This is a genomic window from Pseudonocardia sp. Cha107L01 (assembly GCF_052566575.1).
Genome location: NZ_CP199579.1, coordinates 5,556,109 through 5,577,493, shown reverse-complemented (window position 1 = coordinate 5,577,493; position 21,385 = coordinate 5,556,109). Strand labels below are relative to the sequence as shown.

20 protein-coding genes and 1 pseudogene are annotated in these 21,385 nt (G+C 72.1%); 6 read left to right on the top strand and 15 right to left on the bottom strand.

Annotation, left to right across the window (positions count from 1 at the left end):
- The first annotated feature begins 27 nt into the window (after positions 1-27).
- A complete protein-coding gene (locus ACTXG6_RS26015; RefSeq protein WP_445182001.1) occupies positions 28-504 on the top strand; it encodes a pyridoxamine 5'-phosphate oxidase family protein in 477 nt (158 codons plus the stop codon).
- On the opposite strand, the gene ACTXG6_RS26010 is transcribed toward ACTXG6_RS26015, so the two are convergent.
- The 3 genes and pseudogenes from ACTXG6_RS26010 to ACTXG6_RS26000 form a co-directional block, all read right to left on the bottom strand.
- On the bottom strand, positions 492-1,685 hold the full coding sequence (locus tag ACTXG6_RS26010) for an FAD-dependent monooxygenase (RefSeq protein ID WP_445182000.1): 1,194 nt from the start codon (positions 1,683-1,685) through the stop codon (positions 492-494). The two genes, ACTXG6_RS26015 and ACTXG6_RS26010, sit on opposite strands and share 13 nt — an antisense overlap.
- Positions 1,682-1,882: pseudogene (locus ACTXG6_RS26005) on the bottom strand (fumarylacetoacetate hydrolase family protein); the annotation flags it as partial. The pseudogene ACTXG6_RS26005 and the gene ACTXG6_RS26010, both read right to left, overlap by 4 nt.
- A 1-nt stretch (position 1,883) precedes the next feature.
- Positions 1,884-2,987, bottom strand: coding sequence for a cupin domain-containing protein (locus tag ACTXG6_RS26000; RefSeq protein ID WP_445181999.1), 1,104 nt, complete (start codon positions 2,985-2,987; stop codon positions 1,884-1,886).
- Between the two features lie 48 nt (positions 2,988-3,035).
- Between ACTXG6_RS26000 and ACTXG6_RS25995 the strand changes: the two genes are divergently transcribed.
- Positions 3,036-3,806, top strand: coding sequence for an IclR family transcriptional regulator (locus ACTXG6_RS25995; protein WP_445181998.1), 771 nt, complete (start codon positions 3,036-3,038; stop codon positions 3,804-3,806).
- Positions 3,807-3,813: 7 nt separating this feature from the next.
- Here ACTXG6_RS25995 and ACTXG6_RS25990 read toward each other — a convergent pair whose 3' ends face one another.
- The 3 genes from ACTXG6_RS25990 to ACTXG6_RS25980 form a co-directional block, all read right to left on the bottom strand.
- On the bottom strand, positions 3,814-4,782 hold the full coding sequence (locus tag ACTXG6_RS25990; protein ID WP_445181997.1) for a DNA polymerase domain-containing protein: 969 nt from the start codon (positions 4,780-4,782) through the stop codon (positions 3,814-3,816).
- Positions 4,783-4,904: 122 nt separating this feature from the next.
- Positions 4,905-5,768, bottom strand: coding sequence for an LLM class F420-dependent oxidoreductase (locus ACTXG6_RS25985; RefSeq protein WP_445181996.1), 864 nt, complete (start codon positions 5,766-5,768; stop codon positions 4,905-4,907).
- Between the two features lie 72 nt (positions 5,769-5,840).
- Positions 5,841-7,208 (bottom strand): MFS transporter, encoded by a 1,368-nt coding sequence (locus ACTXG6_RS25980; RefSeq protein ID WP_445181995.1) that lies wholly within the window; start codon positions 7,206-7,208, stop codon positions 5,841-5,843.
- A gap of 229 nt (positions 7,209-7,437) precedes the next feature.
- On the opposite strand from ACTXG6_RS25980, the gene paaK reads away from it, so the two are divergent.
- Positions 7,438-8,838, top strand: coding sequence for a phenylacetate--CoA ligase PaaK (gene paaK / locus ACTXG6_RS25975; protein ID WP_445181994.1), 1,401 nt, complete (start codon positions 7,438-7,440; stop codon positions 8,836-8,838).
- Positions 8,839-9,123: 285 nt separating this feature from the next.
- Positions 9,124-10,767 carry an L-lactate permease gene (locus tag ACTXG6_RS25970; RefSeq protein WP_445181993.1) on the top strand — a complete coding sequence of 548 codons (1,644 nt, stop codon included), beginning with the start codon at positions 9,124-9,126 and terminating at the stop codon, positions 10,765-10,767.
- Positions 10,768-10,779: 12 nt separating this feature from the next.
- Here the strand turns inward: ACTXG6_RS25970 and ACTXG6_RS25965 are convergent, their stop codons facing one another.
- The 4 genes from ACTXG6_RS25965 to ACTXG6_RS25950 form a co-directional block, all read right to left on the bottom strand.
- Positions 10,780-11,553 carry an SDR family oxidoreductase gene (locus ACTXG6_RS25965; RefSeq protein ID WP_445181992.1) on the bottom strand — a complete coding sequence of 258 codons (774 nt, stop codon included), beginning with the start codon at positions 11,551-11,553 and terminating at the stop codon, positions 10,780-10,782.
- Positions 11,554-11,705: 152 nt separating this feature from the next.
- Positions 11,706-12,344 carry a class F sortase gene (locus ACTXG6_RS25960; RefSeq protein ID WP_445181991.1) on the bottom strand — a complete coding sequence of 213 codons (639 nt, stop codon included), beginning with the start codon at positions 12,342-12,344 and terminating at the stop codon, positions 11,706-11,708.
- Positions 12,341-14,191 (bottom strand): hypothetical protein, encoded by a 1,851-nt coding sequence (locus ACTXG6_RS25955; RefSeq protein WP_445181990.1) that lies wholly within the window; start codon positions 14,189-14,191, stop codon positions 12,341-12,343. Before ACTXG6_RS25955 ends, ACTXG6_RS25960 begins: the two co-directional genes overlap by 4 nt.
- Before the next feature lie 198 nt (positions 14,192-14,389).
- On the bottom strand, positions 14,390-15,565 hold the full coding sequence (locus tag ACTXG6_RS25950) for a serine hydrolase domain-containing protein (protein ID WP_445181989.1): 1,176 nt from the start codon (positions 15,563-15,565) through the stop codon (positions 14,390-14,392).
- 311 nt (positions 15,566-15,876) lie between these two features.
- On the opposite strand from ACTXG6_RS25950, the gene ACTXG6_RS25945 reads away from it, so the two are divergent.
- A complete protein-coding gene (locus tag ACTXG6_RS25945; protein ID WP_445181988.1) occupies positions 15,877-16,143 on the top strand; it encodes a hypothetical protein in 267 nt (88 codons plus the stop codon).
- Positions 16,144-16,255: 112 nt separating this feature from the next.
- Here ACTXG6_RS25945 and ACTXG6_RS25940 read toward each other — a convergent pair whose 3' ends face one another.
- Positions 16,256-17,176, bottom strand: coding sequence for a dienelactone hydrolase family protein (locus ACTXG6_RS25940; protein WP_445181987.1), 921 nt, complete (start codon positions 17,174-17,176; stop codon positions 16,256-16,258).
- A 76-nt stretch (positions 17,177-17,252) separates the two neighbouring features.
- On the opposite strand from ACTXG6_RS25940, the gene ACTXG6_RS25935 reads away from it, so the two are divergent.
- Complete coding sequence (locus ACTXG6_RS25935) at positions 17,253-17,621, top strand: RNA-binding S4 domain-containing protein (RefSeq protein ID WP_445190108.1); 369 nt, start codon at positions 17,253-17,255, stop codon at positions 17,619-17,621.
- Between the two features lie 54 nt (positions 17,622-17,675).
- Here ACTXG6_RS25935 and ACTXG6_RS25930 read toward each other — a convergent pair whose 3' ends face one another.
- From ACTXG6_RS25930 to ACTXG6_RS25915, 4 genes are all read right to left on the bottom strand, one after another.
- Positions 17,676-18,164 carry an MEKHLA domain-containing protein gene (locus tag ACTXG6_RS25930; protein WP_445181986.1) on the bottom strand — a complete coding sequence of 163 codons (489 nt, stop codon included), beginning with the start codon at positions 18,162-18,164 and terminating at the stop codon, positions 17,676-17,678.
- A 45-nt stretch (positions 18,165-18,209) separates the two neighbouring features.
- On the bottom strand, positions 18,210-19,379 hold the full coding sequence (locus ACTXG6_RS25925; RefSeq protein WP_445181985.1) for a Gfo/Idh/MocA family protein: 1,170 nt from the start codon (positions 19,377-19,379) through the stop codon (positions 18,210-18,212).
- A gap of 68 nt (positions 19,380-19,447) precedes the next feature.
- Positions 19,448-20,578, bottom strand: coding sequence for a LacI family DNA-binding transcriptional regulator (locus tag ACTXG6_RS25920; protein WP_445181984.1), 1,131 nt, complete (start codon positions 20,576-20,578; stop codon positions 19,448-19,450).
- Positions 20,490-21,383: an ATP-binding cassette domain-containing protein gene (locus ACTXG6_RS25915; RefSeq protein WP_445181983.1), complete on the bottom strand. Its 894-nt coding sequence runs from the start codon at positions 21,381-21,383 to the stop codon at positions 20,490-20,492. Before ACTXG6_RS25915 ends, ACTXG6_RS25920 begins: the two co-directional genes overlap by 89 nt.
- Between the last annotated feature and the right edge of the window lie 2 nt (positions 21,384-21,385).

Sequence of the window (21,385 nt, the reverse complement as noted above, 5' to 3'; positions counted from 1 at the left end):
GCACGCGACCGATGGGTGGGACCGGCGATGGGAATTGCCCTCTCCGAGGACGAGGCCTGGGCGTTCCTCGACGCGGCTCTCACCGGCATCGTGACCACGCTGCGCCGCGACGGGTTCCCGGTCACCCTGCCGGTCTGGTTCGTCGTGCTGGGCCGCGAGGTCTACTTCCGCACCCCGGCCGGCAGCAGCAAGGTGGCCCGGATCCACGCCGATCCGAGGGCCGCGTTCCTGGTCGAGTCCGGCGACCGGTGGCGGGACCTGCGGGCGGTGTCGTTCTCGGCCACCGCCCGGCTGGTCACCGATGAGGCGCGCCGCGCTGAGGTGTTCGCCGCCCGGGCCGCCAAGTACGCCGACCGGGGCACCGGTGACCAGCACACCCTGCCCGAGGCGACGGTCCGGCACTACGCCTGTGACTCGGCCATCGTCGCCCTGGCCCCGGTCGGGCGACTGATCAGCTGGGACAACAGCAAGCTGCGGCCGCGGGTACCGGGTCAGCCGCCGTAGAGCCAGTCGATGTAGCGGTAGTCGCCAGGGTCCCGGTCAGCGAGCATGGCGTTGCGCACCGAGCGGAACAGCCCGTCGCAGTGCCACAGCTCGCCCCAGTCCCGGGCGGTGCGCTGGACCCGCGCGGTGCGGACCGTGCGCACCTCGGCGTAGCCGCGCAGCGCCCCATCCCAGTCGGTGCCGCCCGCGGTGCTGCCCTCGTGCTTACCGACCGTGCCGCCGCCGTGCTTACCGACCATGCCGGCCAGGCAGTCGGCGTCCTCCAGTGCCTGGCAGGCGCCCTGCGCGAGGTACTGCAGCATCGGGTGCGCGGCGTCGCCGGTCAGCGCGAGGCGGCCGTCCACCCAGTTCGTGATCGGCTCGCGGTCGAACATCCGCCACCACCGGTCCCGCCACAGGTTCGGCAACGCGGCGCGCACCAGGTCACAGGTACCGGCGAAGGCGGCATCCAGCTCGTCCGGTGTCCCCCAGTCCGGCTCGCCGGCCAACGCACGGGGCGAGCGGAACACCGCGACCTGGTTGAAGATCTCACCCCGGCGCAGTGGGTACTGCACCAGGTGGCAGTGCGGGCCGACGTAGAAGACCACGTCGTCCAGCGCCAGGTCGGCGGTGTCAGCGATGTTCTCGGTGGGCACCGCGCCCCGGTAGGCGACGTAGGCGGAGCTGACCGGGTCGTCGCCGCTGAGCCGCCCGCGCAGTGCCGAGTTCAGCCCGTCGGCGGCCAGGACGAGCGCACCGGCGTCGCGGCGCCCCGTGCTCACCGCCACCGCCTGCCCGTCGCCGCGCTCGACCTCGGTGACCACGGCGTCGGTGACCAGGTCGACGCCGGCCGCCCGGCACGCCCGCACCAGGATCGCGTGCAGGTCGCTGCGGTGGATCACCACGTAGGGCGCCCCGTACCGGCGGTCCACGTCGGCCAGGTCCAGGTGGCTGAGCTCGCGCCCGTCCACCGCGTCGCGCATCACCAGCCGGCGCGGGAGCACACCGCGCGCCACCACCTCGTCCAGCAGCCCCCAGGACCGCAGGATGCGGGTGGCGTTCGGTGCCAGCTGCAGCCCGGCGCCCACCTCACCGAACCGCGACGCCTGCTCCAGCACCCGTACCGCGGCACCGGCCCTGGTCAGTGCCAGCGCACTGGCCAGCCCGCCGATGCCGCCGCCCACCACCACGACGTCGGTCATACCGGCACCGCGGTGATCGCGCGGGCGACGTTGCTCAGCCGCCCGATGCCGTCGATCTCGGTGACCAGCACGGAGCCGTCGGTCAGGTAGCGCGGCGGCCTGCGGGCGTGGCCGACGCCGCCCGGGGTGCCGGTGGCGATCACGTCACCGGGGTTCAGCGTGACGATGCGGGAGATGTAGCGCACCAGCGCCACCGGGCTACTCGCCCCCGATCTGGACCCGGTCCGCGTGCAGCCGCTCGAATATCGGGGTGTCGCTGAACCGGAACAGGTCGAGGCCGGTCTCGGTGTCCCAGGTCAGCGGCACCCAGGACGGCACCGCGACCAGGTCGCCCTGTTCGACCGACCACTCCCGCTCGCCGAGGCGCACCCGCCCGGCACCGTCGAACACCTGCCACACCGCCGAACCGACCTCGCGGCGGGTGGTGGTGCGAGTGCCGGCGCGCAGTCGGTGCATCTCCGCGCGCATGGTCGGCAACACGTCGCCGCCGGTCGTCGGGTTGCTGAACCGCACGGCGGCGTGGCCGGGTTCCAGCACACCCGGGTAGCCGTCGGTCTCGAGTGCGAGCTGGTCGGCCAGCGCGGCGTCGGTGTGCTCCCAGCGGTACGCCGCGATCGGCGAGCTCGGGGTCGGCCCGGGCTGCGACACCGGCCGCAACCCCGGGTGCGCCCACAGCCGCTCCGCCCGGGACCGGGCCGGGGTGGAGTGGTCGGCCACCGTGTCCGGCCCCAGCTCGAAGAACGCCGAACCGACCGTGTGCACGAACGGGATGTCCAACCCGTCGAGCCAGGCCATCGGGGTGTCGCTCTGGTTGTGGTGGCCGTGGAACCGCCAGCCCGGGGTCAGCAGGAAATCGCCCCGGCGCATCGCCACGGGGTCGCCGTCGACCACGGTCCACACGCCCTCGCCCTGCACCACGAAGCGGAACGCGTGCTGGGTGTGCCGGTGCACCGGGGCGTCCTCGCGCGGGTTGAGGTACTGGATCGCCGCCCACAGTGTCGGCGTGGCGTACGGCGCGCCGCCCAGACCCGGGTTGGCCAGCGCGATCGCCCGCCGCTCCCCGCCGCGACCGACCGGCACGAGGTCGCCGGAGCGGCGGGCCAGCTCGAGCAGCCGCTGCCAACGCCACACGTGCGCGGCGGCCGCCGGGCGCGGGCTGGTCGGCATCAGGTCGCCGATCTCGGTCCACAGCGGCACCAGCAGTTCCCGCTCGAAGCCGCGGTAGAGCTGGTCGAGCTCCGGCGAGGGCACCGGCTGGCCCGGCGCGTCGGGAGCCCGCAGGGTGACGGGTGAGCTGGTCATACCCGCGAAGCTACGTACGTTCCGAAGACAGGGACATAACATTCTGGCATGAAGAACAAGCCGGCTTACAGCATCGACTCCGTCGATCACGCGCTGCGGTTGGCGATCCTGCTGCGGCACGAGGGCCCGCTGCGGGTGGCCGAGGTGGCGGAGCGCCTCGGGGTGGCCCGCTCCACCGCGCACCGGCTGCTCGCCATGCTGGTCTACCGCGACTTCGCCGAGCAGGGCGCCGACCGGCGCTACCTGGCCGGCCCGGTGCTGCGCCGCCCCACCGACGTCGAGCCGGTGGCACAGCTGCGCGCGGCGGCGGTGCCGCACCTGGAGGAGCTGGTCGGCCGCGCCGGGGAGACGGTCAACCTGATGATACTGCTGGGCGACCAGGCGCGGTTCGTGGCCACCGTCGAGTGCGCCGCGGTGTTGCGGGTCGGCGACCGGGAGGGTCGGATGCTGCCCGCACACCTGGCCTCGGGCGGCCGGGCCCTGCTGGCGCACCGCACCGACGACGAGCTCCAGGCGCTGTACGCGGAGAGCGATGTCGATCTCGATGCGCTTCGCCGGGGCCTGCGCCAGATCCGCAGGCAGGGCTTCGCGGTCAACAACCAGGGCACCGAGGCGGGCGTGACCGCCGTCGGCCGGGTGATCTTCCGCGCGCCCGGTACGGCGATCGCGGCGGTGTCCCTGGCGATGCCCACCGCGCGGTACAAACGGGCCCGGCTGCCGGAATGGGCCGGCGAGCTGGCCCGCACCGCCGCCCGGATCGAGGAGGACCTGGTCTCGATGGCCCAGGACTGGCCACCCCAGCTGACCACCGCTCCGTGAGCCTCGGTCAGCCCGGATCGCGGCGGGCCCTGGCGCGCCGCTTGCCCTCGTGCATCGCCTGCACCCGGGCGATGGGGATGGCCCGGCCCTCCTCGATCAGCTCCGCGCTCAGCGGCTGGGCGGCCGGCATCGCCTCGGCCCAGGGGTCACGGTCACCCAGCAGTCGGGCGGCGGTGTGCACCGTGAAGTCGGCCGGGGACACCTGGTCGAGCTCGTCCCACGGCACCGGGAACGACACCGGCACGCCCGGTCGCACCCGAGGGCTGTACACCCCGACGACCGTGGCCCCGCCGGCCCGGGTGGAGTCGAGGAACACCTTGCCGCCTCGGTCGTCCCGGATGAACGCGGTGGTGGCCAGCGCCGGGTCCAGTCGCTCGGCCCTGGCGGCGATCGCCCTGGTCGCCGCCGCCACCTCCTCCAGGGTCGCCTCCGGGGTGACCGGCACGAACACGTGCACCCCCTTCGCGCCGCTGGTCTTCACCGCCGCGGTCAACCCCAGCTGCGTCAACACCTCGCGGACCAGCCGCGCCGCGCCCACGGCCTGCCCGAACGCCGCCGGCGAAGCGGCCGGCGGGTCGAGGTCGAGCACCAGGTGGGTGGCGCGGTCCCATCGGTCCACCCGGACCAGGGTCGGGTGGTACTCCACCGCGCGCTGGTTGGCGAACCAGAGCAGCGTGCGGCGGTCGTTGCAGAGCGCGTAGGACACCTCGCGGTGTGAGGTCTCGGCCCACAGCGGCACCCGTTGCACCCAGTCCGGGGTGTACTTCGGCAGGTTCTTCTGCATGAACGGCGCCTGCCCGCGCAGCACCCGGACCACCGAGAGCGGCCGGTCCCCGAGCGCCGGGATGATCCGGTCCGCAACCGCGTCCAGGTAGTCCACCAGGTCCCGCTTGGTCGCATCCGCGCCGTCGAACAGCGGCTGGTCCAAGTTGGTCAGCGACACCCCGTCGCGCGCCTCACCGCTCGTCCCGCTCATCGCGCCACCCTGTCGACACCGCCGCGCCGAGGCAAGGTCACCGAGGGAAAGTCACCGTTTCAAAGTCACCGTTTCAAAGTCACCGAGGGAAAGTCGCCGAGGGAAAGTCACAGCCAAGGTGGTCAGTGCGGGAGGAGCGCCTGGGCCGCATCGGCGAGTGCGGCGAGGTGGGCGTCCACGTCGGCGTGCCCGGCGCCCATGGTGTTGACCGCCAGGTGGGTCGCGCCGGCCCGCTCCCACTCCACCGCCAGCGCCGAGGCCTTGTCCAGGTCATCGCGCCAGGGCACCTGCCCCTCCATACCCAGCGCGGCGGCATCCCGGCCGGCCTCGGTGGCCGAGGCCGCCACCACGGCCCGCGCCTCGTCGAGCGCCGGGCCGGGCGGCACCATCGGGAACCAGCCGTCGGCGAAGCGGCCGATCCGGCGGTAGGCCCGCTCCGAGAGGCCACCGATCCAGATCGGGATCGGTGACTGCACCGGCATCGGCGCCAGGCCCGCGCCGGTGATCCGGTCGAACCGCCCCTCGAAGGTGACCGTCTGCTCGGTCCACAGCCGCCGCAGCAGTTCCACCTGCTCGTCCAGGCGCCGGCCCCGGGTGGTGAAGTCCTGCCCGAGCGCCTCGTACTCCACCTGGTTCCAGCCCAGGCCGACGCCGACCCGGAGGCGGCCACCGGAGAGCAGGTCGACCTCGGCGGCCTGTTTGGCCACCAGCACGGTCTGCCGCTGCGGCAGGATCAGGATGCCGGTGACCAGCTCCAGGTCGGTGATCGCGGCGAGGAAGCCGAACATCACCAGTGGCTCGTGGAACGTGGTGTGCACGTCGTACGGACCGTTCCAGCCGGTGTGCACCGCGGGGTCCGCGCCGACCACGTGGTCGTAGGCCAGCAGATGTTTGAAGCCCAGCGCCTCCACACCCTGTCCGTAGGCGCGCACCGCGCCCGGATCGCCGCCGAGCTCTGTCTGCGGAAAGACCACTCCGAGCTGCATGATTGCCGTCCTCACTGCTGTGGTGACCGGGAACCCCCACCCGTCATCCTGCCGGAGCTGATCACGGCGCGCTCAGCGTCGGGACAACAGCGTGGTGACCAGCCATACGCCGAACGCCACGGCGGACAGCGCGGCACCGGCGGCGCTCACGGCGGTCCACCCGCCGGCCACCCACAGCGCCGACGCGGTGATGGAGCCGATCGCGCCGCCGACGAAGTTGCCGGTCACGTATGCGGTGTTGACCCGACTGCGGGCCTCGGCGGAGATGGCGAAGATCTGCGCCTGGTTCAGGATCCGCTGCCCCTGGGTGGCCACGTCCAGCACAACGATGCCGACGAGCAGCCAGACCAGGGAGTACCGGCCGAACCCACAGATCGCCCACGCGGCGATCGCACACAGCCAGAACACCCCGGTCGCCCGCTTCGACCAACCCCGGTCGTGCAGCCGACCCGCGCCCTGCGCGGCGATCGACCCCACCAAACCGGCCAGGCTGAACAGCCCGATGGCCGCCGTGGAGTACCGGTACGGCGGCCCGCTGAGCAGGAAGGTCAGGGCGGTCCAGAAGATCGTGAAGGTGGCCATGCAGATCACGCCGTAACCCATCGCGAGCCGCAGCGTCGGCTCCCGGCGCACCAGCACGAGCACCGAACGCAGCAGCGCCCGGTAGGGCTGCGCCGTCTTGGCCGGCGCGGCCGGGATGGCCCGGTAGAGCGTCACCGAGAGGCCCAGCATCAGTACCGCCGCGCAGAGGAAGACGACCCGCCAGCCGGCAACGCCCGCGATGAACCCACTGACGATCCGGGCCACCAGGATGCCGGTCAGCGCGCCGCTGACCACGATCCCGACCACCTTGCCGCGGCTGGAGTCATCGGCCAGGTCGCCGGCGAACGGGATCAGGATCTGCCCCGCCACCGTGGTCAGGCCGACCGCGACCAGGGAGCAGAGCAGCACCACGAAGCCGGGGGCCGCGGCGCACGCGGCCAGGGAGAGCGCCGAGAGCCCCATCATCAGCGGCACCATCCGGCGCCGGTTGCGGACGTCGCCGAGCGGGACGATGAACATAATCCCGAGCGCGTAGCCGACCTGGGTGGCGGTCACCAGCAACCCGGCGGGGCCCTGCCCGATGCGCAGGTCACCGGCGATCATGTCCAGCAGTGGTTGCGCGTAGTACAGGTTGCCCACCGCGGCGCCGCTGGCCACCGCGAACACCAGCACCAACAGCAGGGACAGCCCCGTGGCGGCAGCGACGACGGTGGCGGCGGTGTTGGTGGCTGCGGTGTTGGTGGTGTTGGCGGCGGTGGCCGGCGCGCCCGAGATGGCCACCGTGGCCTCGCCGGGTGCGACCACCGAGCCCGGGACAGCCACCGGGTCCGCCGCGGCGGCCGGGTCCGGTGCCGTGGCAGGTTCCCCCTCGGCGGCCGAGGTCCCGCTGTCGTCCATGGCCCGCTCCCCTCGCGGATCTGATGATCCACCGAAGACCACGCTAAGGGTCCACGGTCCATCCACAGAGGGTGACCTGCACCCCCCTTCCGCCGGCCCGGGCACCCGCCGCCGGGCAACCGTCACGGGGCGACCCGGCACGCGGGGCCTACCCGGACCGCCGGCAGCGTGCTAACGTGCACACGCTCAACCGAACGATCGGTTGGCCACGAGGAGAAGTGACGCCCCGATGCAGCCCGCTGGCAGCGCAGCCCCCCTGGTCTCCGGGCCCACGACCGAGCCCACAACCGGGCCCACCACCGGGCCCACCACCGGGCCCGCCCGGCTGGGCGACCCGCCACCGACGGAGCTGCTCGACGCCGCCGAGCTGATCAGCGTCGACGAGCTGCGCGCCACCCAGCTCAGCCGCCTGCGGTGGACACTGCGGCACGCCTACGACAACGTGCCGTTCTACCGGCGGAGCTTCGACGCCGCGGGCGTACACCCGGACGACTGCCGCGAGCTGGCCGACCTGTCCCGGTTCCCGACCACCAGCAAGGCGGACCTGCGGGACAACTACCCGTTCGGCATGTTCGCGGTCCCTCAGGAGCGGGTGCGCCGCATTCACGCGTCCTCCGGCACCACCGGCCGGCCCACCGTGGTCGGCTACACCGAGGGCGACATCGATGTCTGGTCACAGGTGATGGCCCGGTCGATCCGGGCCGCCGGTGGCCGGCCAGGGCACAAGGTGCACAACGCCTACGGCTACGGGTTGTTCACCGGCGGGCTGGGTGCGCACTACGGCATCGAACGACTCGGCGCGACGGCGATCCCGGTGTCCGGCGGCATGACGCCACGCCAGGTCCAGCTCATCCAGGACTTCCGCCCGGACGTCATCATGGTCACCCCGTCCTACCTGCTCACCGTGATCGACGAGTTCGAGCGGCAGGGCATCGACCCCAGTACCAGCTCGCTACGGGTCGGCATCTTCGGCGCCGAACCGTGGACCGAGCAGATGCGCCTGGAGATCGAGGACCGGATGGACATGCACGCGGTGGACATCTACGGCCTGTCCGAGGTGATGGGCCCCGGGGTGTCCCAGGAGTGCGTGGAGACCAAGGACGGCCTGCACATCTGGGAGGACCACTTCTACCCCGAGGTCATCGACCCGCTGGACGCCACCGTGCTGCCCGACGGCGAGCAGGGCGAACTGCTGTTCACCTCGCTGACCAAGGAAGCGCTACCGATCATCCGCTATCGCACGCGCGACCTCACCACGCTGCGCCCCGGTACCGCGCGCCCGGCGATGCGGCGGATGGACAAGATCACCGGCCGGACCGATGACATGATCATCCTGCGCGGGGTGAACGTGTTCCCGACCCAGATCGAGGAGCTGGTGCTGCGCACCACCGGGCTCTCACCGCATTTCCAGCTGGTCCTCAGCACACAGGGCCGGATGGATGCGCTGCAGGTGCGGGTCGAGGCGCGGCACGACACCGGGACGGACCGGCGCGCCGCCGCCGCCACCGAGCTGGTCCGGGCTGTCAAGGAGTCGGTCGGCATCTCGGTGACCTGCTCGGTCCTCGACCCGGACACCCTGGAGCGCTCCCTCGGCAAGCTGCACCGCCTGGTGGACCACCGCCAGCGCTGACCCGACACAGCTCGGCCCGAACCAGCGCACACGACCCGCGTCACTCACGCATTCTTACGGCGAGTTCAACCACAGCCGGGTCCGCGAGGCGTTCCGACGCCGCCACGGTTGAACTCGCCGAGCCAGCCGAGCCGGGCCGGGCCGGGCCGGGCCGAGGCGTGTCCGGGGCCACATTCCCTCTTTCGCATGACGGCGCCAAGTGTCACCATTGTTTCGCATACATGACTCTTGTTCACACTTGTGAATCTGCAGAGAGTCCGGAACAACGTCGTCCGGAGGGGCCCGGTGTACACCCAGAACCTGAATCCGACCGGTTCACTGACACTGTCAGCGCTGCTCGCGTCACTTCCGCTGCTCGCCCTGCTGGTCGCTCTGGGGGTCTTCAAGTGGCGGGCGCACTGGGCCGGCACGGCCGCTTTGTTGATCTCCATCGCGATCGCCATGGGCGTTTACCACATGCCGCTGGGCGAGACTCTCAACTCGGGAGTGTTCGGTGCCGCGCTGAGCGTCCTGGCAGTCCTGTGGATCACGTTCAACGCGATCTGGATCTACAACCTCACCGTCAAGAGCGGGCACTTCGCGGTGTTGCGGCGGTCCTTCGCGGCGATCAGTGACGACCGGCGGATCCAGTCCATCGTCATCGCGTTCTCCTTCGGCGCGCTGCTCGAGTCGCTGGCCGGCGGTGGTTCCCCGATCGCGATCTGCGCGGTGATGCTGATCGCGATCGACTTCAGCCCGCTCAAGGCCGCGACCGTCGCACTGGTGGCGAACACCGCACCGGTCGCGTTCGGCGGCCTTGGCAACCCGATCACCATCATGGGCCAGGTCACCGACCTGCCGGCCGCCGACTTCGGTGCCATGGCCGGCCGTCAGGTGTCCCTGTTGGCGATCTTCGTACCGTTCGTGCTGGTCGGCATCGTGGACGGTTGGAAGGGCGTACGCGAGGTCTGGCCGGCCGCACTGACCTGCGGGCTCTCCTTCGGCATCGCGCAGTTCGTGTTCTCCAACTTCGTCAACTACAAGCTCTGCGACATCTTCGGCGCACTGGTGTCCGCAATCGCGGTGATCCTGCTGAACAAGGTGTGGCAGCCCAAACAGGTCCGGGTGCAGGCCCCGAAGGTCATCGCCGGTGGCGCCGGTGAGGACCCCGCCTTCACCCGCAGGGTAGGTGCGCCGGGCGGGGACTCCCGCCGGGACGTGCTGCTGGCCTTCGCCCCGTACGCGGTGGTCGTGGTCCTGTTCTCGCTCGCCCAGCTGCCGGGTATCAGCGATGCCCTGAACGCCCCGACCATCACGTTCAACTGGCCCGGGCTGCACGTCCTGTCACAGGCCGGCAAGCCGGTGTCGGTGGCCTACAAGCTCAACTGGCTGGCGGCCACCGGGACACTGCTGTTCATCTCCGGCGTGATCACCGCGATCGTGCTGCGACTGAAGCCGGCGGTCGCGGCCAGGACCTATATCGAGACCCTGCGCCAGTTCGGCTGGGCCATCCTGACGATCCTGCTGGTCTTCGCGCTGTCCTACATCATGAACCTGTCCGGCCAGATCTCCACCCTCGGCCTCTGGCTCGCCCAGGCCGGCGTGTTCTTCGCGTTCCTGTCACCCGTGGTCGGCTGGTTCGGCGTGGCGGTCACCGGGACGGACGCCGGCTCCAACGCGCTGTTCGCCAAGCTCCAGGTGACGGCCGCCGAGCAGCTGCACGCCAACCCGATCCTGTTCGGCGCCGCGAACACCTCCGGCGGCGTGATGGCCAAGATGATCTCGCCGCAGAACCTGGCGATCGGTACGGCGGCGGTCGGCGAGGTCGGCGCCGAGGGACTCCTGTTCCGGCGGGTGTTCGGCTGGAGTGCGGTGTTCCTGCTGGCCATGTGCGTACTGGTGTTCCTGCAGTCCACCCCGGTGCTCGGCTGGATGCGGGTGGGCGGCTGAGGTGCGGGTGTCCTACAGCACCCCGACGAGCCCGCCGTCGCAGCGCACCGCGGTGCCGGTGATGTAGGAGGCGGACGCGCCGCACAGGAACGCCGCGGTGGCGCCGAACTCGTCCGGCCGCCCGTACCGCCCGGCCGGGATACCGCGCTCGCTGTCCGCCCGCGCCTCCTCGATCGAGCGGCCGGAGCTCTCCGCCAGCGCCCGGTCCAGCGAGGCGGTCCGGTCGGTGGCGATCCGGCCGGGCAGCACCAGGTTCACCGTGACCCCGTCGGCGGCGACATCGGTGGCCAGGCTCTTGAGGTAGGCCGCCAGCGCGGTGCGCCCGATGTTGGACAGTGCCAGGTTCGGCAGTGGCTGGACCACGCCGCTTGAGGCGATCGCGACGATCCGGCCCCAGCCACGCGCCCGCATCCCGGGCAGCACCGCGTTGACCAGGGTCTGCTGTACGAGGAGCAGGTCGTGCACGGCCCGCGCGGTGGTCTCCGGGTCCAGTTGCGAGGCGGTCGCCGGCTTGGGCCCGGGCCCGTTCAGCACCAGGATGTCGACCTCGCCGAACGCCTGCGCCGCGGCGGCCAGCAGCGCCTCGGGGCCGCCGTCGGCGGTCAGGTCGACGGCCACCCCGACCGCGCTGGGCAGTTCCGCGGCAATCGACTCGGCCAGCTCGCCGCGCCGGCCGGAGACGACCACGTTCGCGCCCTCGGCAGCCACCGCCCTGGCTACCGCCGCACCGAGCCCGCCGGTGGAGGCGCACACCACCGCGGTACGCCCGCTGATCCCCAGATCCATCAGGCCACCGACCGATCATTGGCCCACCGCACGCGCCCGCAGATACTCACGATCAACGACCCTAGTGCCCTAGAGCGTGGCCGGGAACTCCGCTCGGGTGCCGCGAACAGCACCCGGGCGGAGTCCCGTCAGGCCATCTCTCAGGCCGTCTCTCAGGCCACCGAGGTGAGGGTGGCGAAGGCGATGATGCTGTCGGCGTAGCTGTGCTTGCTCTGGTCGAAGTCACCGCCACAGGTGACCAGCCGCAGCTCGGCGGCCGGGGTGTCCCCGTACACCGCGGTGGTCGGGAAGGCGTTCTTCGCGACCTGCTGCAGCTTCGTCACGGTGAACACGGCGGTCTTGCCGTCCGCCCTGCTCACCTTCACCTGGTCCCCCGGCTTGACCTCGTTCAGCCGGGCGAAGATGCCTTCCTTGCCGTCGCCGTTGACGTGGCCGAGGATCACCGCCGGCCCCGGTGCGCCCGGTGCCGGGCCCAGTCGGTACCAGCTCGCCTGCAACGGCGTGCTCACCGGCGGCACGGCAACCGTCCGGTTCGCGTTCAACCCCAGCGGAACCAGGGTCGACGACGCGTTGATCGAGTCGATCCGCAGTCCCACCGGAGCCGCCGCGGCCAGCGGCGCTGCCGGGGCCACCGGGGCGCCGGTGACGATCGGCGAGGTCAGGTTCGGACCGTCCGCCGCGCTGGCCCACGGCCCCGCCGCCATGCCGCACCCGGTCAACCCGAGGGTCAGCCCGAGGGAAAGCACCGCCGCGCCCACCACACCGGCCAGCCGTGCCCGTGCCGCGCTCACCGGCGCGCCCCACGCCGCACCAGCGCGGTACCCGCACCGGCGATCGTCGCACCGGTCGCGCCGATCACCCCGAGGGCCACCAGGCCCGGTGATCCACCGCCGACCGGGCCACCGCCGGTCTCCGGGGCACCCAGCGGGTAGACCGAGGTCTGCTCGCCGCCGTCCGGTGTGCCGTCGTCCCCGTCCGATCCGTTGTCGCCGTCGTGGTCGCCCTTGACGAAGAACGACTCCTCCAGGGTGTCGTTCCCACACCGCACCCGGACCGTGTGCTCACCCGGTTCCGCGTCGTCACTGACGTGCGTGGTGCCGCTGTAGCGCCACGGCCGCCCGTCGTGGTCCACGTCGATGTCGTCCAGCGCGTTGGACTCGACGCGGCCGACCGACCAGTCACACCCGACGTGGATGTCGACCTCGTCGCCCCGGTGCCCGTAGCCCGGGTCCACGCTCAGGTACCTGTCGTGGTCACCGCGGTCGGACAGCACCAGGAACCCCCGGCTCTCGCTGTGCCCGTCGCAGCTCACCGTCACTCGGTGCCAGCCGTTGCCGACGTGCCCGACCACGCGGGTGCTCCCCCGCAGCCGGCCACCGTCGCGGTGCAGGGTGATGTCGTCGAGAGCGTCGGAGTCCAACCGCGCGGAGTTGTCCCGGCAGCGCACCGACACGTCCACCGAGTCGCCCCGGTAACCGGACCGGTCGCTCAGCCAGAAGTCCCTCGGCCCGTCGCCGTTGCCGTTGTTGTCGCCCGGAACGACCCGGAAGTTGTCGTGCGTCGCCGTGACCGCCCCGCCGCCGTACGCGCACTCCCGCGTCGCGGTGTGGTCGCCGAGGCGCGCATCGTCACGCACCGTACCGGCGCGGCCGCGCACCTCCACGTCGTCGGCGGACAGTGAGATCTGGTGGCCGGCGCCGCAGTCGCCGTTGAAGTAGACCGTGCCGCCCTGCCGGACCAGTTTCGGCGACACCGACAGCGTGTTGCCGCCCACCGGGCCGCCCTTGCCCGTCACCCGGAACGTGTCGGACGCCGACTCGCGCCGGTCGCCCTCGACGCAGGTCCTGGTCGCGGTGTGCCCGCCCTCGCGGGCGTCGTCGCGGACCCGCCCGGAGTTGCCGCGGACGTCCACGCCGTCGGCGGTCAGCGACTCCTGGCGGCCGTTCGGGCAGCCGCCGTTGAAGGTGATCTCATCGCCGGGCTTGACGACCTTCGGGTCCACCAGGATCGACGGGTGCAGTCCGGGGCCACCCGGATCGTTGGGCTTCAACACCTGCAACGTCGCGGTGGCGGTGTCCCTCTTCGAGGCGTTGACGCACACCAGGGTGACCGTGTGGTTGCCTGGCCTGGCGTTGTCGCCGACCGAGCCGGTGGTGCCACTGAAGCTCACGCCGTCCCCCGACAGCGAGTCGATCTTACCGTTCGCGCAGTTCGCGTTGGCGGCGAAGTTGGTGCCCTGCTTCGCCACATTCGGCGAGAGCGACAGGCTCGCCTTCGGGTCCGCCGGGATGGGCTTCAGCTGCTGCGCGGGCGGCGCCGGCGCGGTCACCGTCGGCGGATCCGCCGGCTTCGACGGCTTCGGTGGGTCCGGTTCCTTGGGTGGCTCGGCCGGCTTGTCGCCGCCGCTGGGCTTGTCGCCGCCGCTGCTCTGGTCGCCGCCGATGTTCTGGTCACCGTTCTGGTCGTCGTCCTTCGACGACAGCGACTGACCCGGCCGCTGCGCCGCCGCCGAGCTCGGCGGCAGCGCAGTCGCCGGGGCGCTGCCGTCGTTGCTCTCGGCGGCCAGTGCGACCGGTGCGCTCCAGGCCAGCGTGAGCAGAGCCAACATGACCCCGGCAAGAATGGTGCGGACTCGCATGGTGTTTCCCCCTCACACAAGCCGCCGGCGGGGCTGCCTTTGGCTCTTGTGGGGGATGAGCGCTCGCTAACCTAAGAGCGTTTCAGAAAGTTACCAAGTTGACATCTCGCGCACAGAATCTTGATAAAAAACACCCACATGCGCCACTTGTGCCCCACCAGTATTCGGATTGCGCCGAAGGGGTGCGGTCTGCTCCGGTTACATCGGCCACCACATCGACCAGGAGTCCTGGGTCCATCCCTCGAACAGCCGCTCCACGCCACGGCGCCGACGGGACTCGTTGCTCAGCCGCACCGCCTGGCTGACGTAGACCGAGCGCTGCAGGTCCGCGAAGAGCGAGTCGACGAGGTCCGGACAGGTCGGGGTGCGGCGGGCGAACAGCACACCGGCCACCCCGGAGGCCGCGTCGATCCAGCAGTAGGCCCGGGCGGGTGCGGCACAGGTGAGGCTGCCCGCGCGGGGCCCGCCCGGCACCGGCATGTCGTTCACCATGAACCCGAGACTCCACTTGCGCGACACCTCGGGGTAGAGCTGGATCTCCGGGTAATAGTTGATCTCCCCCGGCACCCGCACGGCCTCGAGACCGAGCACTGTGGGCACCGTCATCGCCCCGATCTGGTTCAGGTGCACCAGGTCGAACGAGGACTGCGACAGCAGTGAACCGTGCCGCAGCAGCAGTGCCTCGACGAAGGCGAAGTAGTCCGCCGGCGTCGAGTAGGACGCGCTCTCCCCTGGACCACGGGCCACTTCCCGCCAACCGCCGGCCACCCGGTGCCGTGATCCGTACTCGACGTGGAAACCGGTGTCGTGCATGCCCAGCACGTCGAATATCGCCGTCCGGAGGTAGTCGGCGACCGGCGACCCGGCGACCCGCTCGATGACCGCACCGACCAGGCTCAGGTCGCCGCCGTGGTGCCATCGGGCGCCCGGCTGGAACAGCAGGGCCGGCACGTCCCGCCCCGATGACCCGGCCAGTGCACCGGCGCGGTCGAGATCGGCCAGACCGGAGGTGTGGTTCAACAGTGTCCGCAGGGTGAGCTTCCCCCGAACGGCCTTGGACACGATCCGCTTGTTCGGCGTGAACCGGACCTGCCGCGTGGGCGCTTGCAGCCCCGGCAGGACCGCGCCGAGGGGATCGTCGAGGCCCAGTCTCCCGGACTCCACCAGCGTCAGGGCGGCCACCGTCAGGATCGGCCGGACCATCGACGACACCTGGAAGATCGTGTCGGTGGACATCGTTGCGGCCTCGCCGGGCGAGCTGCCTCCGTACGCACCCGCATACGGCTCGCAACCGGGTGCGGTGACCATCGCAACCACGCCGGCGACGTTCCCCATGTCCACTGCACACTCGAGCAGCGCATCCACCTTCTCCATGACAACAGGTATCCCATTGCCCGGTTGCCGTAGCGTGGACGAACGGTTGACATGCCTGCGCCGGGCCGCCGCCACGTCGCCGCTCGGCCGGCCGCCGGCCCCCACAACGGGGGCCTGGGACATTAAGTTAAATGAACGCGGGATGGCCGTTGAATTAACGGTATACGGCCGCCGGCGACATTTAGCTAATGCCCCGCGCACAATTCGAACCAGGGAGTCGGACGGTGTCGGCGGCCACCCAGTGATCATGATGCATCGCTGGCGCGACCCCCCCCCGCCTACGAGTCGATCCAGGGGGGATCCGGCGCCACGTGTTGGACGGCCTCGCCGGCCAGAAGACCGGGGGCCCGGCCACCCTGACCGCGATGCGCTCGCTGCGGTACCTGCTGCGCTACAGCGACGCCCCCACCCGCTTCCTGACCGCGCGCGGCGAGAGCGAAGCGGAGGAGGATCGGCTCCGGCCAGGCGACCGGGCGGCGCTGCTGGCCATGGCCACGTCGACCGAAGGTATGGAGTCGGCCCGGATCGTCGAATTCTGGCTCAAGCGTCCACCCTCCGCGTTCACCGGGACCGGGTGACCGGCACCGGGTGACCGGCCCGCCGGTCGCCTTCATGACCTGGCTCAAGCTGCGGAAACCACGGGTGTCCTGACCGTCGCCGGGAGACGGCTCGGTTTGCGCGGGGTGGCGCTCAGGCGGGTGCCAGGTGCTGGCCGAACCAGTCCAGCGTTGCGGACCACGCCGTCCGTGCCGCGTCCGGCTGGTACCTCGGGCCGGTGTCGTTGAAGAACGCGTGGTCGGCGCCGCCGAGCGTGAGCACCCGGTACTGCAGGCCGGCAGCCTTCAGCGCGGCCTCCGCCCTCGGCGCGGTCGCGTCCACCCTGGCGTCGAGCTGGCCGTAGATCGCCAGCACCGCCGCCTTCGCGTGGCCGAAGTTCGGCTGCTCCGGCGCCGGCCCGTAGAACGGCACGGCGGCCGCCAGCCGGGACTCCCCGGCGTTGAGCAGCTGCCAGATCATGCCGCCGCCGAAGCAGAAGCCGACCCCGCCGAACTTCGCGCCCGGCACCCGGCGACCGAGCTCGTCGATGCCCGCGCGCAGGTCCGCGACCAGCCCGCCCACCGGGGCGTTCGCCAGCGCGGTGGGCGCCTGTGCCGGGTCGGTGAGTTCGGCGGTGCCGCCCTGGGCGGACAGCAGGTCCACGCACAGCGCACCGTAACCGGCGCCGGCGAACCGGCCGACCACGTCGTAGAAGTGCGCGGTCAGGCCTCGGTTCTCGTGCACCACCAGCAGCGCGCCCCTCGGCGGGCCGGCCGGCGCGGCCCAGGCACCGAACAGCTCACCGGACGGGCCGGCGAACCGGACATCGGTGCCCCGGGCGACCCCGGGGCCACGGCCCGGCGGAGCGGCCGCCGGCGCGGTGGGGGTAGCGGGCGCCACGGAGCTGGGCGGCGCGCCCGGGCTCGCGGGTTCGCCGCAGGCCGCGAGCAGGGCGCCCGCCGAGGTCACCCCCAGGCCGAGCAGCCCGAGCCGGCGCAGCGCCTCCCGCCGGGTCAGCAGCCCGTCCGCGAAATCCTCGGCGACCTCGCCGACCAGGTAGTTCCGCAACGCCATGACCGGGAGGCTAGCCGCGCCGCGCGCCGCCGGCCAGCCGTCGGCACACCGCGGCCGGTCCAGCCATAATTGCCGGGTGGAGTCCACCCGAGTAGATCGCTGGCTGTGGGCGGTGCGGCTCACCAAAACCCGCCCGGACGCCGCGGCCGCGTGCCGAGGGGGTCACATCCGGGTCAACGACCTGCCCGCCAAACCGGCCACCATGGTCTCCCCCGGCGACCAGGTGCGCGCCAGGGTGAACCAGACGACCCGGACCGTGGAGGTCGTCCGGGTGATCCAGCGGCGGGTGGGCGCCGCCGAGGCGGCGACCTGCTTCATCGACCACACCCCGCCGCCACCACCGCAGCCGGTCCTACCGGTGGCCCGGCGCGACCGCGGTGCCGGCCGCCCCACCAAGCGCGAACGCCGGGTGCTCGACGCCTGGCGCGGCCAGGACGGGTTCTGAGGCCGTCCCCACCGGACCGGTTTCGGTCGCCGGGGCGGTCCCGACGCGCCCGGCCTAGCTCGGCGGGGCGGGCGGGGCGAACACAGCGGCCTGCCCGTGCAGCCGGCCGTGCGCGTCGAGCAGGTTCCACACCGTGGCGTCGTCGATCCAGAACTGGGCGCCCGACCTGGTGATCCGGAGCCCCCGGTAGTCGTCGATGAAGCCGTAGCTGGCCACCCGCTCGAATAGCCGGTCGCGCTCCGCGCGGTCCGGGGTGGCCGCCGAGTACCGCGAGGGCAGGCCGATGAACTCGTCCCAGCTGTAGCCGAAGGTCCGCTGGGCGGCCAGGTTCGCGTAGCAGAACACCGGATCAGCGGTGAGCCGGTGCGCCAGGAGCACGAACGGGGCCTCCCGGTAGAGCCAGCGCGCCGCGTCCACCGGTGCCATGTCCTCGAGCGATGTGCCGGGGGCCAGCGGCACCCCCACCACTTTGAGATGGCTGGTGGTGAGCAGCGCGGCGAACTCCGGATCTGCCGGCTCGATCGGATCCCAATCCTCCTGCACAAGATCAGCGTAATCCGCGATCCCGGTGTCGGGATGTCGACCGGATCACTGTCGCGGGCTCCCCGTCGCCCCCACCGGTTCCGCTACGTCCGATGTTCCCGCGGCTTCGCCGCCGATCCGCAGCCCGAGGGTGGCCGCCAGGGCGGCGGCCAGACGCTGGCAGGTGCGCAGGTCCGCCCGTGCCTCGTCCAGCCCGATGGCCGGGGCCAGCCCGTTCGCCACGCCGCGGTGGAAGTCCGCCAGCTGGGCCTCGAAGGCCTCGAGGTGCGACGTCGACTCGGTGACCTCGGTGTAGCCCTCGCGCGCCGAGGTGACCCTCAGCCGGGTCGGTGCGTGCAGCAGGTACGGCGCCGGGAAGGTGAGGGCGTAGCTGGCGGTCTCGGTGTGCACCCGCACGGTCTCGGTGTAGCTCGGGTACTCGGGCAGGTAGTGCCACCGGAGGGACAGCTGGGCCGCGCCGGCCAGGTCGGCGTCGAACCCGACGGACAGCCGCTCCGGGTGCCAGTCCTCGGGCCACAGCCGTGCCCAGCCGATGTCGCGCGGGTCACCGACCAGCGGCCGCAACACCGCGAGGTCGTGGATCAGGCTGCCCAGCAGTACGTCCGAGTAGACCCAGCCCAGGGTGGCCGCGGCGCCACCGAGCGCCCCCGCGCGCAGTAGCTCGGAGTGGGCGTGCCCCGCCGCCGTCCGCTCCGGCGCCACATCGGTGGCCGTGGCCAACGTTCCGCCGCGGAAGGCGATCTGGCGGGCGTCCGAGGGGTGCAGCACCGTCACCTCCACCGCACGGATCGCCGAGCCGCCCCCGTCAAGCAGCTCGGCGACCCGACGGTAGGCCGGGTCGAACCGTTTCATGTACCCGACCTGGATCAACCCGGACCGGCTCGCCAACCGGTCCAGCTCGGCGTGGGTCCAGGCCAGCGGCTTCTCCACCAGCACCGGGATCCCCTCGGCGGTCACCGCGTCCACCACCGCGCCGTGCGAACCGGAGCTGAGCACCAGCACCGCGTCCAGCCCACCGCCGGCCAGCAGCTCCTCGACCGAGGCGTGCCGGCCCGCCCGGTCCACCCCGAGGCGGCCGCCGACCGCGTCGCGCACCGCCCGGGACAGCTCGGCGACCCCGACGATCTCGAACACGTCGCGGCGGCGGGCGAGGATGGGCTCGTAGACGAGCTGGGCGACGGCGCCGAGTCCGACGATACCCAGTCGCAGCGGCATGCGTGCTCCCCCTCGTGTCCGTGCTCTGCGCGTGCGGTGTGCGTGCCCTTTCCGTGCCGGTCGCCCGCTCAGTCGCCCGGGGCGGCCGCCGTGGTGCGCCGCACGGTCAACGTCGGCGGCAGCCACTGACGCACCGCCGGCCGGTTCGCACCGCTCCCCTCGATCCGGCTCAGCAGCGCGCCGACCATCGTGGTGGCGATCTCGTCCACCGGTTGGGCGACCGTGGTGAGGCCGACTCCGCGCAGACCGGCCAGGTAGATGTCGTCGAACCCGACCACCGACAACTCCTCCGGCACCCGGATCTCCAGGTCCTCGGCGGCGGCCAGCACGCTCAGCGCCACCACGTCGTTCACCGCGAACACCGCGGTCGGGCGATCCGGGCCGCCGAGCAGCCGGCGGGCCACCTCGTAGCCGGCGCTGTCGGTCTCGTCGCTGCCGACCACCTGGACGTACTCACCGCGGCGGTGCGTCCGCATCGCCCGCTCGTAACCCTTGCGCCGGGCCGCCGCCCCGGGCGCGGTACCGGCGATGTGCGCGATGTCGCTGTGACCGAGCTCGACCAGGTGCCGGACGGCGAGCTCGGCACCCAGCGCGTCGTCGGTGCCGACCAGGTCGACCCGCGCCGAGCGGAACGTCGGGCGTCCTTCGACGACGACCGGCACCCCGCCCACGGTCCGGGTGATGGCGGCGGCGGACAGCGCCGGGGACAGCAGCACCAGCGCTTCCACCCGTGACTCGAGGAAGTCGTTGACCACGAGCTGCTCCCGCTCGGCGTTCCGGTGCCCGGCGGCCAGCACCGCCCGGTAGCCGCGCCGGGCCGCCTCGGCGTCGACCGACTCGGCGAGCTCGGCGAAGAACGGGTTGCGCAGGTCGGACACCAGCACGCCGAGCAGTCCGGTGCGCTGCTGGGCCAGGCCCCGGGCCATCCCGTTCGGCCGGTAGCCGAGCTCGGCGACCGCGCGGCGCACCAGCTCCCGGCGCTCCGCGCTGACCAGCGGCGGCCCCTTCCCCCGCAGCACCAGGCTGACCAGCGACTTGGACACGCCCGCCCGGGCCGCGACGTCGATGATGGTCGGCGCCCGGGCCCCCCGCCGCCGGCCGGTGGACGGGTCACTCATCGGCGAGCTCTCCCCCGGCATCGGCGCCAGCATCGACACCGTCGTCGACACCAGCATCGACACCAGCATCGGCACCGACATCCGCCAGGTCCTCGCCCCCCGCCATCAGCTCGAGCACGTCCTCCCGGCTCACCTCGTCCTTGGTGAAGGTGCCGAGGCTGTGCCCGTGGCCGAGGACGGTGAACCGGTCGCCGACCGGGTAGGCGTGGTTGACGTTGTGGGTGATGAGCACGACGCCGAGCCCTTCGTCGCGGGCCTGCCGGACGTAGCGCAGCACGCCGCGGGCCTCCCGCACGCCGAGCGCGGACGTCGGCTCGTCCAGGATCAGCAGCTTCGCACCGAAGTACTTCGCCCTGGCGATCGCCACGCACTGCCGTTCGCCGCCGGAGAGGGTGCCCACGAGCTGATCGGCGTCCCTGATCCTGATCCCGATCCGGGCCAGCTCCTCGCGGGCCACCCGGCGCGCGGTGGGTCCGTCGAAGAAGTGCAGCGGCCCGACTCCCCGGGTCGGCTCGGAGCCGAGCCAGAAGTTCCGCGAGATGCTCATCAGCGGGATCATCGACAGGTCCTGGTAGACGGTGGCGATGCCGCAGGCCTTCGCCTCGCGCGGGGAGGTGAACCGACGCGCCTGCCCGTCGAACCAGTAGGTGCCCTTGTCCTGCTGGTGCACCCCGGACAGGATCTTGATCAGTGTCGACTTGCCGGCACCGTTGTCGCCGAGCAGGCACATCACCTCACCGGGATACACCGGGAAGTTGATGTCCTCCAGCGCGGTGACGCCGAGGAAGTACTTGCAGATGTTGGTCAGCTGGACCAGCGGTTGCACCGGCCCGGCGGCCGGGGGCCGGGCGATCGCGGGCTGGGCGGTGACGTCCTCGGCGGTCATCC